At 64.2% G+C, this 14,148-nt stretch carries 15 protein-coding genes; 6 read left to right on the forward strand and 9 right to left on the reverse strand.

What is annotated here, in order from left to right:
* Positions 1–128 precede the first annotated feature (128 nt).
* From IVB01_RS23315 to IVB01_RS23325, 3 genes are all read right to left on the reverse strand, one after another.
* Positions 129–1,217 (reverse strand): TRAP transporter substrate-binding protein, encoded by a 1,089-nt coding sequence (locus tag IVB01_RS23315; RefSeq protein WP_247281430.1) that lies wholly within the window; start codon positions 1,215–1,217, stop codon positions 129–131.
* Positions 1,218–1,420: 203 nt separating this feature from the next.
* On the reverse strand, positions 1,421–2,557 hold the full coding sequence (locus tag IVB01_RS23320; RefSeq protein ID WP_247281409.1) for an Mrp/NBP35 family ATP-binding protein: 1,137 nt from the start codon (positions 2,555–2,557) through the stop codon (positions 1,421–1,423).
* 52 nt (positions 2,558–2,609) lie between these two features.
* Positions 2,610–3,047 (reverse strand): VOC family protein, encoded by a 438-nt coding sequence (locus IVB01_RS23325; RefSeq protein ID WP_247281429.1) that lies wholly within the window; start codon positions 3,045–3,047, stop codon positions 2,610–2,612.
* A 196-nt stretch (positions 3,048–3,243) separates the two neighbouring features.
* On the opposite strand from IVB01_RS23325, the gene IVB01_RS23330 reads away from it, so the two are divergent.
* The 5 genes from IVB01_RS23330 to IVB01_RS23350 all read left to right on the forward strand — a co-directional run bounded on the left by IVB01_RS23330 (position 3,244) and on the right by IVB01_RS23350 (position 8,117).
* Positions 3,244–4,116, forward strand: coding sequence for an NAD(P)-dependent oxidoreductase (locus IVB01_RS23330; protein WP_247281408.1), 873 nt, complete (start codon positions 3,244–3,246; stop codon positions 4,114–4,116).
* 122 nt (positions 4,117–4,238) lie between these two features.
* On the forward strand, positions 4,239–5,519 hold the full coding sequence (nhaD, locus tag IVB01_RS23335) for a sodium:proton antiporter NhaD (protein ID WP_247281407.1): 1,281 nt from the start codon (positions 4,239–4,241) through the stop codon (positions 5,517–5,519).
* A gap of 171 nt (positions 5,520–5,690) precedes the next feature.
* The gene (locus IVB01_RS23340; protein ID WP_247281406.1) at positions 5,691–7,286 is read left to right on the forward strand and encodes a HAMP domain-containing sensor histidine kinase; all 1,596 of its coding nucleotides are present in this window, start codon (positions 5,691–5,693) and stop codon (positions 7,284–7,286) included.
* Positions 7,287–7,330: 44 nt separating this feature from the next.
* Positions 7,331–7,534 carry a DUF1289 domain-containing protein gene (locus tag IVB01_RS23345; protein WP_247494916.1) on the forward strand — a complete coding sequence of 68 codons (204 nt, stop codon included), beginning with the start codon at positions 7,331–7,333 and terminating at the stop codon, positions 7,532–7,534.
* Between the two features lie 28 nt (positions 7,535–7,562).
* Positions 7,563–8,117, forward strand: coding sequence for a TIGR02281 family clan AA aspartic protease (locus IVB01_RS23350; RefSeq protein ID WP_247281404.1), 555 nt, complete (start codon positions 7,563–7,565; stop codon positions 8,115–8,117).
* Positions 8,118–8,123: 6 nt separating this feature from the next.
* Here the strand turns inward: IVB01_RS23350 and dusA are convergent, their stop codons facing one another.
* Complete coding sequence (gene dusA / locus IVB01_RS23355; protein WP_256464562.1) at positions 8,124–9,116, reverse strand: tRNA dihydrouridine(20/20a) synthase DusA; 993 nt, start codon at positions 9,114–9,116, stop codon at positions 8,124–8,126.
* Positions 9,117–9,390: 274 nt separating this feature from the next.
* On the opposite strand from dusA, the gene IVB01_RS23360 reads away from it, so the two are divergent.
* The gene (locus IVB01_RS23360) at positions 9,391–10,251 is read left to right on the forward strand and encodes an alpha/beta hydrolase (RefSeq protein WP_247281402.1); all 861 of its coding nucleotides are present in this window, start codon (positions 9,391–9,393) and stop codon (positions 10,249–10,251) included.
* Between the two features lie 106 nt (positions 10,252–10,357).
* On the opposite strand, the gene IVB01_RS23365 is transcribed toward IVB01_RS23360, so the two are convergent.
* The 5 genes from IVB01_RS23365 to IVB01_RS23385 are packed head-to-tail and all read right to left on the reverse strand — an operon-like array spanning position 10,358 to position 14,095.
* Positions 10,358–10,663 carry a Rieske (2Fe-2S) protein gene (locus IVB01_RS23365; protein ID WP_247281401.1) on the reverse strand — a complete coding sequence of 102 codons (306 nt, stop codon included), beginning with the start codon at positions 10,661–10,663 and terminating at the stop codon, positions 10,358–10,360.
* Between the two features lie 37 nt (positions 10,664–10,700).
* Positions 10,701–11,405 carry an ABC transporter ATP-binding protein gene (locus tag IVB01_RS23370; protein ID WP_247281400.1) on the reverse strand — a complete coding sequence of 235 codons (705 nt, stop codon included), beginning with the start codon at positions 11,403–11,405 and terminating at the stop codon, positions 10,701–10,703.
* The gene (locus IVB01_RS23375) at positions 11,398–12,180 is read right to left on the reverse strand and encodes an ABC transporter ATP-binding protein (RefSeq protein WP_247281399.1); all 783 of its coding nucleotides are present in this window, start codon (positions 12,178–12,180) and stop codon (positions 11,398–11,400) included. The genes IVB01_RS23370 and IVB01_RS23375 overlap by 8 nt, the downstream gene beginning before the upstream one ends.
* Positions 12,180–13,226, reverse strand: coding sequence for a branched-chain amino acid ABC transporter permease (locus IVB01_RS23380; protein ID WP_247281398.1), 1,047 nt, complete (start codon positions 13,224–13,226; stop codon positions 12,180–12,182). The genes IVB01_RS23375 and IVB01_RS23380 overlap by 1 nt, the downstream gene beginning before the upstream one ends.
* Positions 13,223–14,095 (reverse strand): branched-chain amino acid ABC transporter permease, encoded by an 873-nt coding sequence (locus tag IVB01_RS23385; protein WP_247415273.1) that lies wholly within the window; start codon positions 14,093–14,095, stop codon positions 13,223–13,225. Before IVB01_RS23385 ends, IVB01_RS23380 begins: the two co-directional genes overlap by 4 nt.
* Between the last annotated feature and the right edge of the window lie 53 nt (positions 14,096–14,148).

Here is a 14,148-nt window from a genome sequence, read left to right on the forward strand (position 1 = left end):
CTTGTCGAGGCTTGGGGACAGCATGGAACATCGCCGGGCCGAATGCCATCCCGATCGCACTGCGGCAAAGAAAAAGCCCGGCCTCGCGAGCGAGGCCGGGCGATCCGTCTTACGACTTAAGCCGTAGATCAGCCGCGGGTGCGGGAGCGGATCATGAAGCTGTCGTAGGTATATTCGGCGACCTGCCACCACAGATATTCGTCGGAGCGATAGGCCTGCATGGCGTCGATCGACTTCTTGAAGTCGGGGTTCTTGGCCGAGACTTCCGCCCAAAGCTCGTTGGTCGCCTTGAGGCAGGCTTCCAGCACCTCGTTGGTGAAGGGACGAAGCTGGGTGCCGCCGGCGACGAGACGCTTCAGCGCCGCCGGGTTCTGCATGTCGTAACGCGCGGCCATCCAGGTGTTGGCGTTGGCCGTCGCGTTGGTGAGGATCGCCTGATAGTTTTTCGGCAGCGCATTCCACTTTTCCAGATTGGCGAAGGCGTGGACGGTCGGACCGCCTTCCCAGAAGCCTGGATAATAGTAGTACTTGGCGACCTTGGCGAAGCCGAGCTTCTCGTCATCGTAGGGACCGACCCACTCGGCCGCGTCGATGGTGCCCTTCTCCAATGCCGGGTAGATGTCGCCGCCAGCGAGCTGCTGCGGCACCACGCCCACCTTCTGGAGCACCTGCCCGGCAATGCCGCCGATGCGCATCTTCAGGCCGGAGAGGTCGGCAACGGTCTTGATCTCCTTGCGGAACCAGCCGCCCATCTGGGTGCCGGTGTTGCCGCAGGGGAAGCCGACCACGTTCGACTTCTTGAAGAACTCGTTGGCGAGTTCGTTGCCGCCGCCCTGATAGAGCCACGAATTCTGCTGGCGCGCATTGAGGCCGAACGGCACCGAGGCGAAAATCGCGAAGGTCGGATCCTTGCCGACATAGTAGTAGGACACCGTATGGCACATCTCCACCGTGCCGCTGGAGGTCGCATCGAGCGCCTGCAGGCCGGGGACGAGTTCGCCGGCCGCAAACACCTGGATCTGGAATTTGTTGTCGGTCATCTCGGCGACATACTTGGCCACCTGCTCGGCGCCGCCATAGATGGTGTCGAGCGACTTCGGGAAGCTCGAAGTCAGGCGCCACTTCACCTCAGGCGAGGATTGCGCGATCGCCGGCGAGGCCACCGCGGTTGCCGCCGCGCCCGCTGCCGACACTTTAAGAAATTCACGACGCTTCATCTTCATCTCTCTCCTTGCTGGGGCGTTTCCCCTCAACTTCTCTTTTGCCGCCGCTCATTCCGGCGACGCGTGAAGGCCGCGTCGAACCGAAGGGGCTTGACTGCCGTGGGCGTTTAACACGGAAGCCCCGCTTGCGGAACGCGACAATGGCATGACGGGACTCTACGAAAGTCGCATGTCCCAGGAGCTTGCCGACGACCGGTTCAGGCCGCGGCGATGACACCCTTGAGCTGGTCCCGGACCTGGCCTGCAATGGCGCGGTAGATCGCCGCATGAGGTCCGTCCGGCTCGCTGTCGACGACAGGATTGCCGGCATCCGAGGTGGCGCGAATCGCCATGTGCAAGGGGATCTCGCCCAGGAACGGTACTCCGAGCTTCTCCGCCTCGTGCCGCGCCCCGCCATGGCCGAATATGTCCGACTTGGTGCCGCAATGCGGGCACTGGAAGTAGCTCATGTTCTCGACGATGCCGAGCACGGGCACGTTGACCTTCTTGAACATGGCAAGCCCCCGCCGTGCATCGATCAGAGACAGGTCCTGCGGGGTCGAGACGATCACGGCGCCCTTAAGCGGCACGTTCTGAGCCAGCGTGAGCTGGGCATCGCCGGTGCCAGGCGGCATGTCGACCACCAGCACGTCGAGCTTGCCCCATTCGACGTCGCGCAGCATCTGCGTCACCGCCGACATCACCATGGGGCCGCGCCAGATCATCGCGGTCTCCTCCTCCACCAAAAAGCCGATCGACATGATGGCGAGGCCGAAGCGCCGGAGCGGAATCATCTTGCGCTCGTCGTTCAGCTCCGGCTTGTCGCGCAGGCCGGTCAGCCGCGGCACCGAGGGGCCGTAGATGTCGGCGTCGAGCAGCCCGACCTTGAGGCCGAGGTCGCGCAGGCCGAGCGCCAGATTGAGCGCGGTGGTCGATTTTCCCACCCCGCCCTTGCCGGAGGCCACCGCGATCACGGCGGCAACGCCCGGGATCTCAGACTGCCGCGCCATCGGCGATTGGCCGGCCTGCGGCGGCTTATGGGCGTGGGCCGGCTGCACGCCGGGCGTGCCGCGGCTCGGCTGCGGTGGTGGCGGCGGCGCGGAGCCCGGCTTGCGCTCCGCGGTCAGCGCCACCATCACGGTGGTGACGCCGGGAATGGCGCGCACAGCGGCTTCCGCTTCGGCCCGGATGGACTCCCAGGCGCGCGCCTCGGCGGCATCGACATTGATCGAGAAGAACACCTTGCCGTCCGAGGCGCTGATTGCGCTCAGCACATTGGCGTTGGTGAGCGCGACCCCGCGCGGCGACTTGATCCGGCCAAGGCTGTCGAGAACCTGTTGCTGCGTCACGCTCAAAGCGCATCTCCTGATTTCAAGATGCCCCATTAGAGCGGAAACGCCCAAAAGGCTACTGCCTGCCGATATCGTCAGCCATCTCCGCGGGCGCGGCTCCCTGCTCCCGGGCCGCCTCGTAGTTCAGCTCGATCATGACCCCGTTGGGATCGTGGACGAAGATCTGCCAGAGGTCGCCGCCGGGCACCTGGCGGGACTCGAACTTCATCCCCTTGGATGCGAGCCGCTGCTTCATAGCGTCGAAGCCGCGGCTGACGAAGGCGACATGGTGGACAACGCCGGAATCCGGCTTTTGTGGCTCGGCGGTCGGAGAAATATCGACGAGGTGCACCACCGGCTTGCCCTCGCTGTACATCCAGGCGCCCGGAAAGGCGAAATTCGGCCGGGCACCATTTTCCAGGCCCAGCACGTCTTCGTAGAAGCGGACCGTCTCGGCCAGTTTCCGGGTTCGGATGTTGAAATGATCGAGCACGCCCACGCTCACGCCGCCCAAACCCATGTCCATGCCTTCGCTCCCTTTTTTGAAGTCCTTGAGGTCCGCCATCCTAGCACAGGGGACCGCCAAACGAAGCCGTTGCCCTCAGGCCTCAAGGGTTTATGGTGCGCCCCAATCCGCCCTCACGGCGGAACCAGGCTCCTGCTCGCCCGGCAAGAACCGTAAAACCCAAACTACGGACAAGGTCTCATACATGGCAAAAGTCGCTTTCCTCGGTCTTGGCGTCATGGGCTTCCCCATGGCCGGACACCTCGTGAAAAAAGGGGGCCATGAGGTCACCGTCTATAACCGCACCGCGGCCAAGGCGAAGGAGTGGGCGGACAAGTTCGGCGGCAAGACCGCAGCGAGTCCGAAGGCCGCCGCTGAAGGCCAGGATTTCGTGATGTGCTGCGTCGGCAACGACAACGATCTGCGCGCGGTCACAACCGGCCCCGACGGCGCGTTTGCCGGCATCAAGAAGGGTGCGACCTTCGTCGACCACACCACCGCCTCGGCGGAAGTCGCGCGCGAACTCGATGCGGCCGCGACCAAGGCCGGTTTCAGGTTCATCGATGCACCGGTCTCCGGCGGCCAGGCGGGCGCCGAGAATGGCGTGCTGACGGTGATGTGCGGCGGCGCTCAGGACGCCTATGCCGGCGCCGAGCCGATCATCACGGGGGCCTATGCGCGGATGTGCAAACTGCTCGGGCCCGCCGGTTCCGGCCAACTGACGAAGATGGTCAACCAGATCTGCATCGCCGGCCTCGTGCAGGGTCTCTCCGAGGGTATCCACTTCGCCAAGAAGAGTGGCCTCGACGTCGCCGCAGTGATCGAGACCATCTCGAAAGGGGCCGCGCAGTCCTGGCAGATGGAAAATCGCTACAAGACCATGAACGAGGGCAAGTACGATTTCGGGTTCGCGGTGGAATGGATGCGCAAGGACCTCTCGATCTCGCTGGCTGAAGCTCGCCGCAACGGCGCCAACCTGCCTGTCACGGCGCTGGTCGACCAATTCTACTCCGAGGTGGAGAAAATGGGCGGCAAGCGCTGGGACACGTCGAGCCTGCTCGCGCGTCTGCAACGCTGAGGATCATCTTGACGGCTTGCTGCCGGGCGGCACTGCGACCGTCCCAGACCTCGACGCCGCCGGCACTGCGACGAGGTCTGGCAAGCACATTGAGCTGAAGTACAAAGTTCGGGGGGACTGACTTGCTGAGCGTGATAGCCGCCGTTTTCATCGTTGCGTATGCTGCCATCGCGCTCGAACACCCGCTCGGCATCAACAAGAGCGCTTCGGCTCTCCTGGGAGCGGGCCTGCTCTGGACCATCTATGCGCTGTCCGTCGGCGATGCATCCCTTGTCAACCGCCAGCTCGACGAATCCGTCTCCGCGACCGCCCAAATCGTCTTCTTCCTGATCGGCGCCATGACGATCGTCGAGGTGATCGACGCCCACAACGGCTTCGAGGTCATCACGTCCGTGATCCGCACCACGAAGCAGACCACGTTGATGTGGATCATCGGCTTCGTGACGTTCTTCCTGAGCGCGATCCTCGACAATCTCACGACAACCATCGTGATGATCTCGCTGATCCAGAAGCTGATCGGCCACAAGAACGACCGCCTGCTCTTCGCCTCCCTCATCGTCATCGCCGCCAATGCGGGCGGCGCCTGGACCGTCATCGGCGACGTCACGACGACGATGCTCTGGATCGGAGGGCAGATCACCCCCGTCAGCATCATGCAATCGGTGTTCCTGCCGTCCCTGCTCAATCTGCTGGTCCCGCTGCTCATCGTTGGCTACTCCGTCAAGGGGAAGGACATCATCCCGCCGCCGCAGCGGGAAGCGCAGGCTCTCAAGGTCGAGGTGTTCGAGCGCAATCTGATGTTCTATCTCGGCCTCGGTACGCTGGTCGCCGTTCCTGTGTTCAAGGCCGTGACGCACCTCGCACCCTTCATGGGGATCCTGTTCGGGCTGGGCATTCTCTGGCTGGTGGGCGAGATCGTTCACCGCCACAAGGACGAGGATGCGCGTCGCCCCCTCACCCTCGTCCATGCGCTAACGCGCATCGACATGAGCTCCATCGTGTTCTTCGTCGGCATTCTCATAGCCGTCGCGTGCCTGGAGCACGCCCACGTCCTGGAGGTGCTGGCTAAATGGCTCGACACAACAGTCGGCCGTCTCGACATCATCGTCATCCTACTCGGCCTATTGAGCGCCATCATCGACAACGTGCCGCTCGTCGCGGCGACGATGGGCATGTACAATCTGGCGCAATATCCGCCCGACAGCTTCATCTGGGAATTCATCGCCTATTGCGCCGGCACCGGCGGCTCGATCCTGATCATCGGCTCGGCCGCAGGGGTCGCGGCGATGGGGCTCGAGAAGATCGAGTTCTTCTGGTACGCCCGCCGCATCGCGGGTCCCGCGCTCGTGGGCTACCTCGCGGGTGCACTGGTCTACATCGCGCAGCACTCGCTGCTGCATTGATCTGCCCGTCATGACGCCCGTCGCCAGCGCCGGTTCCCATCACGGAAGGCGTTTCTTAATCAGGCGTTAACGTAATTCTTTAGCTCCTTAAGGCACCTCTTAAGGATTTCTTGCCAGAGATAGACAATGCAGAAGGCCCGCGTCCGGCGTGGGCAGGAATCGTGTTGCTTGATGAGTAACCCCGCTGAAAAGCCCGAGGTTGTGCAGCTTCCGGCCGAGCCGGTGAGCGCTCCATCGGCGAGCAGCCGCAGGGCTGCGGCGCAGCGGGTACGCGAGGCACGCGACAAGTTAACGTCGACCAGCGGAACCCGGCCGGCGTTCGACGCCGAGATGTTGCGTCAATATGCCCAGACGCGGCTGTCGGCTTCCTATGTCGTGATGCTGCTGGTGGTCGCCACCGGCGTGCTGTTCGGGCTCTGGATGCAGCCGATCCCGGCGGCGGCCTGGACCGCGGGCATGCTCTGCATCCACAGTGCGATGATCCGCAGTTGCCGGCGGTTCCTGACAGAGGCCACCTCTCCGGCCGCGACGCGCGCATGGCGAACGCGTTTCGTCGTGCTCGACCTGCTCTATGGCCTGTGCTGGATGGCGATCCTGATCCACCCCGTGCTCGACATGGTCACGGAAACGCTGATGATGTTCCTGATGCTGCTGGTGATCGCAGTATCGAGCATGCTGGCCGCCAATCTGCCGATCGCTGCCCTTGCCGCCACCGCGCCGGTCGCGGTCGCAATGGCGCTGAGTTTCGTGATGACCGGCTCACTGGACAATTACGTCCTGGCGGCACTCGCGCTGGCGGCCGAAGGCTATTTCGTCCTGCTGGCTCACCGCCTGCACTCCTCGACCTTCGCCACGCTCGAGGCGCGCGCCGAGAAGGACGCGCTGATCGGCGAACTCGAACAGGCCAAGGCCATCTCGGACGAAGCGCGCCACCGCGCCGAATCCGCCAACGTCGCCAAGTCGCGCTTCCTTGCGCAGATGAGCCACGAACTGCGCACGCCCCTGAACGCCATCCTCGGCTTCTCCGAGGTGATGAAGAGTGAGATTTTTGGCGCACACGCGGTGCCCGTCTACAAGGAGTACTCGGCGGACATCCATAATTCCGGCGTGCACCTGCTCAACCTTATCAACGAGATCCTCGATCTATCGCGGATCGAAGCCGGCCGCTACGAGCTGAACGAGGAAGCAGTGTCGTTGGTCGGCATCGTCGCCGACTGCCATCATTTGATGAAGCTGCGCGCCTCGAGCCGTGGCATCACGATCCACGAAGTGTTCGAGCAGGCCATGCCGCGGCTCTGGGCCGACGAGCGCGCGATCCGCCAAGTCGTGCTCAACCTGCTCTCTAACTCGATCAAGTTTACGCCGCAGGGTGGCGAGATCTGGCTCAAGGCGGGATGGACCGCTTCGGGCGGACAATATCTCTCGGTGAGGGATTCCGGCTCCGGAATTCCCGAGGACGAGATCCCGGTCGTGCTCGCCTCGTTCGGCCAGGGCTCCAACTCGATCAAGTCGGCCGAACAGGGCGCAGGCCTCGGCCTGCCCATCGCCAAGAATCTGATTGACCTGCATGGCGGCACGTTCACTCTGAAATCGAAGCTGCGCATCGGCACCGAGGTGATCGTCACCTTCCCGCCGGAGCGCGTGATGAGCGCGCTGGCGCCGCTGTCGGATGATTCTCCGCCGCTTCAGCCCGAGAATTCGCTCGTTCCCGACGAGAAGCGCCGGCCGCGCCACAAGCCGATCATGAGCGCAGGCACGGGCTCTTAACGAGATGCTTGCAGAAATGCCCGACGATCCCTCACAATATCCGCATGAGCAAAGAAACGCCGTGCGTCGCCGTCTGCATGATCGATCCCAAGACCAAGCTTTGCTTCGGCTGCGGCCGGACCTTGCCGGAGATCGCGCGCTGGCACGCCATGCACAGCGCGGAACGGCTGGCGATCATGGCGCTGTTGCCCGCGCGCATGAATCAGGCAGGACTCGCGCCGATCGCAGTATTGCCGAAGCGTACCTGATCGGCACGAACGCCTCTGGAGGCGCGCCATGATCCGCTTCCTGCTCGTTCTCCTCATGCTCGCCGGCACCGCAGGCGCCGTCGTCGCCTATGGCGATCCCGATCAGATCGTGCGTGCCAGTCACAAGGTTTCCCACATCTTCCGGGCGCAGACCGCCGCCCCGGCCCCCGCCGTGCATATCCCGCGCGGCCAGGGTGGCGAATTTGCGCTGCGAGCGAAGATCAACGGCGTCACTGCGCCGATGGTAATCGATACAGGTGCAACCTCCGTGGTGCTGACCTGGGAAACCGCGAAAGCGATCGGACTGCCGCTCGAGATGCTCGAATACGACGTCGACCTGGAGACCGCGGGCGGCCACACCAAGGCGGCACGGCTCACGCTAGACCGTCTCGCCGTCGGCAAGCTGGTCGAGAAGTCGGTGCCGGCCCTGGTCGTGCAACGCGGCCAGATGAAGACCAATCTGCTCGGCATGAGCTTCCTCGACCGCCTGGAAAGCTGGGGCGTGCGCGCGGACACGCTGATGCTGACAGGTTTTCCGGAGCTCCAGAGCAGCCCCCGACGCTCCCGGATCGCGGCCGACTAGACAATTCTACGCCGCCTCCGCTGGCGCGCGTGCACCGACATGAGCGATCGCCTCGCGCAGCACGTCGAGACCGGCGCCCGGCTTCACCCCCTGCTCGGCAAGATGGCGGCGGAAGGCGCGCGCGCCGGGCACGGCGTGGAACGCGCCGACGAAATGCCGCGTAATTGCGTGCAGCCGGGTGCCGCGCGCGAGCTGCTCTTCGATATAGGGCATCATCGCCTCGAGCGCGTCCTGCATGGACGCGTGCGGCGCCGCCTCGCCGAAGATGTCGGTATCGACGCTGAGCAACCGCCACGGCTCCTGATAGGCGGCGCGGCCGAGCATCGCACCGTTGACGTGGGCAAGATGCGCCTTGGCCTCGTCGATCCCAGAGATGCCGCCATTGATGATGACGGGCACAGCAGGCATCGTGCGCTTGAGCCGATAGACGCGATCATAATCGAGCGGCGGGATGTCGCGGTTCTCCTTTGGCGACAGGCCAGTGAGCCAGGCTTTGCGGGCATGCACGATCAGCGCATCGCAGCCGGACGCCACCACCGCACGCGCGATCGTATCGAGCGCCACTTCAGGGTCCTGGTCGTCGATCCCGATACGGCACTTCACCGTGACGGGAACGGCGACCGCGCGCTTCATGGCCTGAACGCACCGGGCCACTAGTTCCGGCTCCGCCATGAGGCAGGCGCCGAACCGGCCGTCCTTGACGCGATCGGACGGGCAGCCGACATTGAGATTGATCTCGTCATAACCAAATCCTTCGCCGATCCGCGCGGCCAGCGCGAGGTCGTGCGGATCCGACCCGCCAAGCTGAAGCGCCACCGGATGCTCGCACGCGTCGTACCCAAGCAGCCGCTCCCGGTTGCCATGGATAATGGCGCCGGTGGTCAGCATCTCCGTATAAAGCAGCGCCCGCCGCGTCAGATGACGGTGGAACACCCGGCAATGCCGGTCAGTCCAATCCATCATGGGTGCCACGGAAAAGCGATAGTCTTGCGAATTCAAATGCTATTCTTTCATCGAACCGACAGCATGGAGGTGCCCTCGCACCCGAACCAGCATTTTGTGTGGCGTGGCGCGTATCCTTCGCCTGAATGGGCGTCTGATGCAACCGCAACAGTAACGTGGGGCCGACAAGAGAAGGCAACAATGATCCCGCATGGCATAGTCCGAGGCAGCCTCGTCCAATCTGAACACGGCTGGTCCAACACCTCAATTGTCGGTGAATAGCCGGCCCAAATTGGACAAGGGTGCCATCCAGGGCCGTATCGGAGTGATTATGATTGAGAATGCTCATTCGACAGGTCGACCGCTCGATCCCCGTTCCGCATGGTCCGGGCTGTCCCAGGCAGAACGCGACGCCGCCTACGACAACAACGCCGCCGTCAAGAACAGCACGGCCCTGATCGCCGAACGGAACGAAACCTCCAGCCGGCTGCGAAGCACGCTGAAATCCCATCTCGATCTGGCTTACGGTCAGCGGGCGAACAACAAGATCGATCTCTACCCGGCCGCCGGGCCTGAGGCGCCCTGCCTGGTGTTCCTGCATGGCGGCTATTGGCAGCGCAATTCGCGCGAATTGTTCGCCATGCTCGTCGAAGGCATCGCCGCCCATGGCTGGTCGGTCGCCATTCCCGGCTATTCGCTGGCGCCCGAGGTGTCCCTCACCGACATCGTCGCCGAGATCCCGCGGACGCTCGACTGGATCGCGGCGCACGGTGCCTCCTACGGCATTGCCGGACCGGTCGTGCTGTCGGGCTGGTCGGCAGGCGCGCAGCTCGTTGCGATGGCGCTGGATCATCCGCGCGTCCATGCAGGGCTGGCGCTATCGGGCGTCTACGATCTCGCGCCGATCCGCGACACCTGGCTCAACGACGCACTGAAGCTGACGGACGAGGAAATCGCCAGGCTCTCGCCGCTTCGCCTGCCCGTAACAAACAAGCGGCTCGATATCGCCTATGGCAGCAGCGAGCTACCGGCACTGGTGCTGGATTCGATCAACTTCCATGAGAAGCGCGCGGCCGCGAAAGCGCCGGGACAACTCATCCAGGTCGCAGGCGCCGATCACTTCACTATTCTGGAGGCGCTGCGGCGGCCTGACGGCATTCTGGTGGAGGCCGCGCAGGCGCTGCTGAACTAAAACTGCGAAAACAACCCCATGCACAGTAGAATGCCGTTGTTTTCTCAGGACTAATTTGCACCACCCATGGATTTGACACGTCGGGCAAAACACCGGCACAATGCCATCATCGCTCTGACTGTCGCATCCCCGTATCAACCCAGACCTGCTCACCCGTGATCCGCACCGGGTAGAGCCGCAATGGCGGGCTCGGCCAGCCCGCAGTGATGGCCCCATCACGCAAATCGAATGACGCGGCATGGCGCGGGCAGAACAGCCGCCCCGCCTCCACGCGCCCCCGACCAAGGTCTGCCTGTTCGTGCGGGCACACGCGGTCGCACGCGACGACATCGCCCTCGTTCCAGATCACAAGCATGTCCCGCCCGGCGACGCGGACGATGGTCACGGCCTTGAGCCGGTCGAGATCACACACCGCAATGCACCCCCGCTGATCCGGAGAGACAGCCGGATCATCCACCGAGATAGGCCTTCCGCACATGCTCGTTCGCGATCAGCTCGGAACCTGCGCCTGACAGCACGATGCGGCCATTCTCGAGCAGATAGGCGTGGTCGCACATCTCGAGCGCGGCGAACGCATTCTGCTCGACCAGCAGCACCGTGGTGCCGGCATCACGGATACCGCGGATGATTGCGAAGGTGCGCTCGACGATGTTCGGCGCGAGCCCGAGCGAGGGCTCGTCGAACATGATCAGCCGCGGCCGTGACATCAGCGCGCGCCCGATCGCCAGCATCTGCTGCTCGCCGCCCGACAGCGTGCCCGCCGCCTGCCGGCGCCGCTCGGCGAGCCGCGGAAATTCCGCGTAGATGCGGTCGCGGTCGGCCGCGATCTCGCCCGAACCACGACGGAGGTAAGCCCCCATGTCGAGATTTTCCTCGACACTCATGTGCGGAAATACGCGCCGGCCTTCCGGACAATGTGCGATCCCGCTGGCAAGAACGCGCGGCGGTCTCGCCCCGGTGATGTCGATGCCCTCGAACCGCATTTGCCCTGCGCGCGGCGGCACGAGGCCGGAAATCGCGCGCAGCGTCGTGCTCTTGCCGGCACCGTTGGCGCCGATCAGGGCGACGAGCTGGCCAGCCCTCACGTCGAGCGAGATGCCGCGCAGCGCAGTGACGCCGCCATAGCCGCACACCACGTCGCGGATCTCAAGCACGCCCCGCTCCATGTCCGAGATAGGCCTCGATCACGGCCGGATCGTTGCGAATCATATCCGGGGTTCCCTCGGCGATGATACGGCCATAGTTCAGCACCACGATGCGGTCCGAGACTGTCATCACCATCGGCATGTCGTGCTCGACCAGCAGGATGGTGATGCCACGGTCGCGGACGCTGCGGATCAGCTCGACGAAACGGTGGGTTTCCGAGGCGTTCATGCCCGAGACGGGCTCGTCGAGCAGCAGCATCGAGGGCTCCGCCGCCAACGCCAGCGCGACACCGACAAGGCGCTGCTCACCGTAGGACAGCGAGCCAGCCGCATCATGGGCGCGGCGTTCGAGGCCGACCCATTCGATCAACTCGCTCGCGCGCTGCCGCAGCCTGCGTTCCGAGGCGCGCGCGCCCGGCAGCCCGAGGATGGCATCGAGCAGCCGGACCCGGCCCTGACGATGCAGACCGATCAGGAGATTGTCGTAGACGGTGTCGTTGGGAAACACGCTGGTGCGCTGAAAGGTGCGTATCAGGCCGAGATCGGCGATCTCGTGCGGCTTCAACCCGGTCAGCGTCGCCCCCTGATAGGTAACCTGGCCTGCGCTCGGCCTCAGGAAACCAGTCATGACGTTGAAGGCGGTGGTCTTGCCGGCGCCATTCGGTCCAATCAGACTGACGATCTCGCCCTCACCGACCGTAAAACTCATGTCGGAGATCGCGACCAGCCCGCCGAAGCGGACGGCGACCTGCTCGATGGTCAAGGCAATGCTGCGCGCGGTCATCACGCCGGCTCCTTGGCACCGGTTTCGGTGAGCGCGACTGATGCCAGCGCCGGCGCGCCGCTGCGCCGTCGGATGAAGCGCTGTGCGAGCGAGGGCACGATGCCACGGGGCAACACGAACAGGATGGCGATCAGCACGCCGCCATAGGCGATCCACTGCGCCTCCGGCGCCATCACCGGCCGCAGTGCGACCGGCAGCAACCCGAAGATCAGACCACCGACGACGGGCCCGGCCAGCGAGCCCTTGCCGCCGCTGATGACCATGATCACCATGGTGACGGTGTTGATGAAGGCGAATACTTCAGGATCGATGATCCGGATGTAGTGCGCATAGAGGCTGCCGGCCGCGCCCGCGATTGCGGCCGAGATCACGGCTGCCAGGGTCAGCGTCCTGGTGACGTCGATGCCGACAGAGACCGCCAGCGTCTCGTTCTCCATCAGCCCCCGCATCGCACGGCCGAAATGGGAATGAACGAGGCGGGCGATCAGGAGATAGGCGACGAGGGCCACGACCAGCACAAGATAGTAGTTCTGCATCTTGGTGCGCAGCGTCAGCTCACCAATCCCGGGCAAGGACAGCGCGATGGATGGAATGTTGGTCAGCGCCAGCGGTCCCTGCGTCAGCTCGACCCAGTTCAGCGCGACCAGCCGGACGACCTCGGCAAAGGAGATGGTCACGATGACGAAATAGGCGCCGCGGACGCGGAAGGAGAGCAACCCGACGAAATAGCCGCACATTCCGGCGACCAGGATGGCCAGCAAGGAGCCTGCAATCGGCGGCCAGGGTGCGTGAACCAGGCGGACGTCTCCGGGCAGACCGACGTCGAAGCCGAGCGACGTCAGCGCGCTGACATAGGCACCGATGCCGAAGAAAGCGATGTGGCCGAGGCTGAGCTGGCCGGTGAAGCCTAGCAGCAGATTGAGGCTCATCGCGCCGATGACGAAGATTCCGGTCGTGATCAGCGCGTTCAGGAGATAGGGATCGCGCAGCCAGAGCGGCACCGAGGCCAGGGCCGCGACGGCGAGAATGGTGACGGCGGCTCTCATCCAACCCGCTCCGCGCGCGCAAACAGGCCGGTCGGCCGGAAGATCAGGACCGCGATGATGATCACGAAACCCATGGCGTCGCGGTAACCCGACGAGACGTAGCCTGCCCCCAATTCCTCGGCCAGCGCCAGGATGAAGCCACCGATCACCGCGCCCGTGATATTGCCGAGGCCGCCAAGGATGACGATGGCGAAGGCCTTGACGGCGGCCAAATCGCCCATTTGCGGGAAGATCACGTAGACAGGCCCGAGCAGAGCGCCGGCGGCGGCGGCAAGGCTGGAGCCGATCGCGAAGGTCGAGGTGTAGATCATGTCCACGTTGACACCCATCAGCGAGGCCGTGTCGTGGTCCTGGAACGTCGCCCGCATTGCACGTCCCAGGCTGGTCTTGTTGATCAGGAGGTACGTCACCAGGATCAACATTGCCGCCGCGGCGAGCACAAACAGGCGAAGCCAGGATACTGACACCGGTCCGAGCACCAGCGGCGCTTCGGGAAACGGCGTGGCCACCGATTTGGCGACACCGCCCCAGATCCACAGCGTGCCGGACTGCATCGCGATCCAGGCGCCGATCATGACCAGCATCGTGGTGTCGATGTCGGAGCCGCGCAGCGGTCGCAGCAATGTCAGCTCGATGGTTGCCCCGAGCAGCCACCCGGCAAGCACCGCGACCGGCAATGCCAGGAAGAAATTCAGCCCGAGCTGCTGCACCACGATGAACATGATGTAGGCGCCGAACGTGTAGAGCACGCCGTGCGTGAAGTTCACGACGTTCATGATGCCGAAAATCAAGGTTAGTCCGATGCCCAGCAGCGCATAGGTGCCGCCGAGCACGAGCATGTTGACCAGATGCTGAAGGAATTCGCTCAAAGCCGTTCCCGAATAAATCGCACATGACGGGGGCAGTGATGTACCGCCCTCGC

Source organism: Bradyrhizobium sp. 164 (assembly GCF_023073715.1).
Classification (GTDB): Bacteria; Pseudomonadota; Alphaproteobacteria; order Rhizobiales; family Xanthobacteraceae; genus Bradyrhizobium.

Coding starts and splice junctions, on each gene's coding strand:
- IVB01_RS23345 (WP_247494916.1), top strand. CDS start 7,331: ATGAGCAAAGAAACGCCGTGCGTCGCCGTCTGCATGATCGATCCCAAG.
- IVB01_RS23375 (WP_247281399.1), bottom strand. CDS start 12,180: ATGACCGCGCGCAGCATTGCCTTGACCATCGAGCAGGTCGCCGTCCGC.
- IVB01_RS23380 (WP_247281398.1), bottom strand. CDS start 13,226: ATGAGAGCCGCCGTCACCATTCTCGCCGTCGCGGCCCTGGCCTCGGTG.
- IVB01_RS23350 (WP_247281404.1), top strand. CDS start 7,563: ATGATCCGCTTCCTGCTCGTTCTCCTCATGCTCGCCGGCACCGCAGGC.
- IVB01_RS23330 (WP_247281408.1), top strand. CDS start 3,244: ATGGCAAAAGTCGCTTTCCTCGGTCTTGGCGTCATGGGCTTCCCCATG.
- IVB01_RS23340 (WP_247281406.1), top strand. CDS start 5,691: ATGAGTAACCCCGCTGAAAAGCCCGAGGTTGTGCAGCTTCCGGCCGAG.
- IVB01_RS23315 (WP_247281430.1), bottom strand. CDS start 1,217: ATGAAGCGTCGTGAATTTCTTAAAGTGTCGGCAGCGGGCGCGGCGGCA.
- IVB01_RS23360 (WP_247281402.1), top strand. CDS start 9,391: ATGATTGAGAATGCTCATTCGACAGGTCGACCGCTCGATCCCCGTTCC.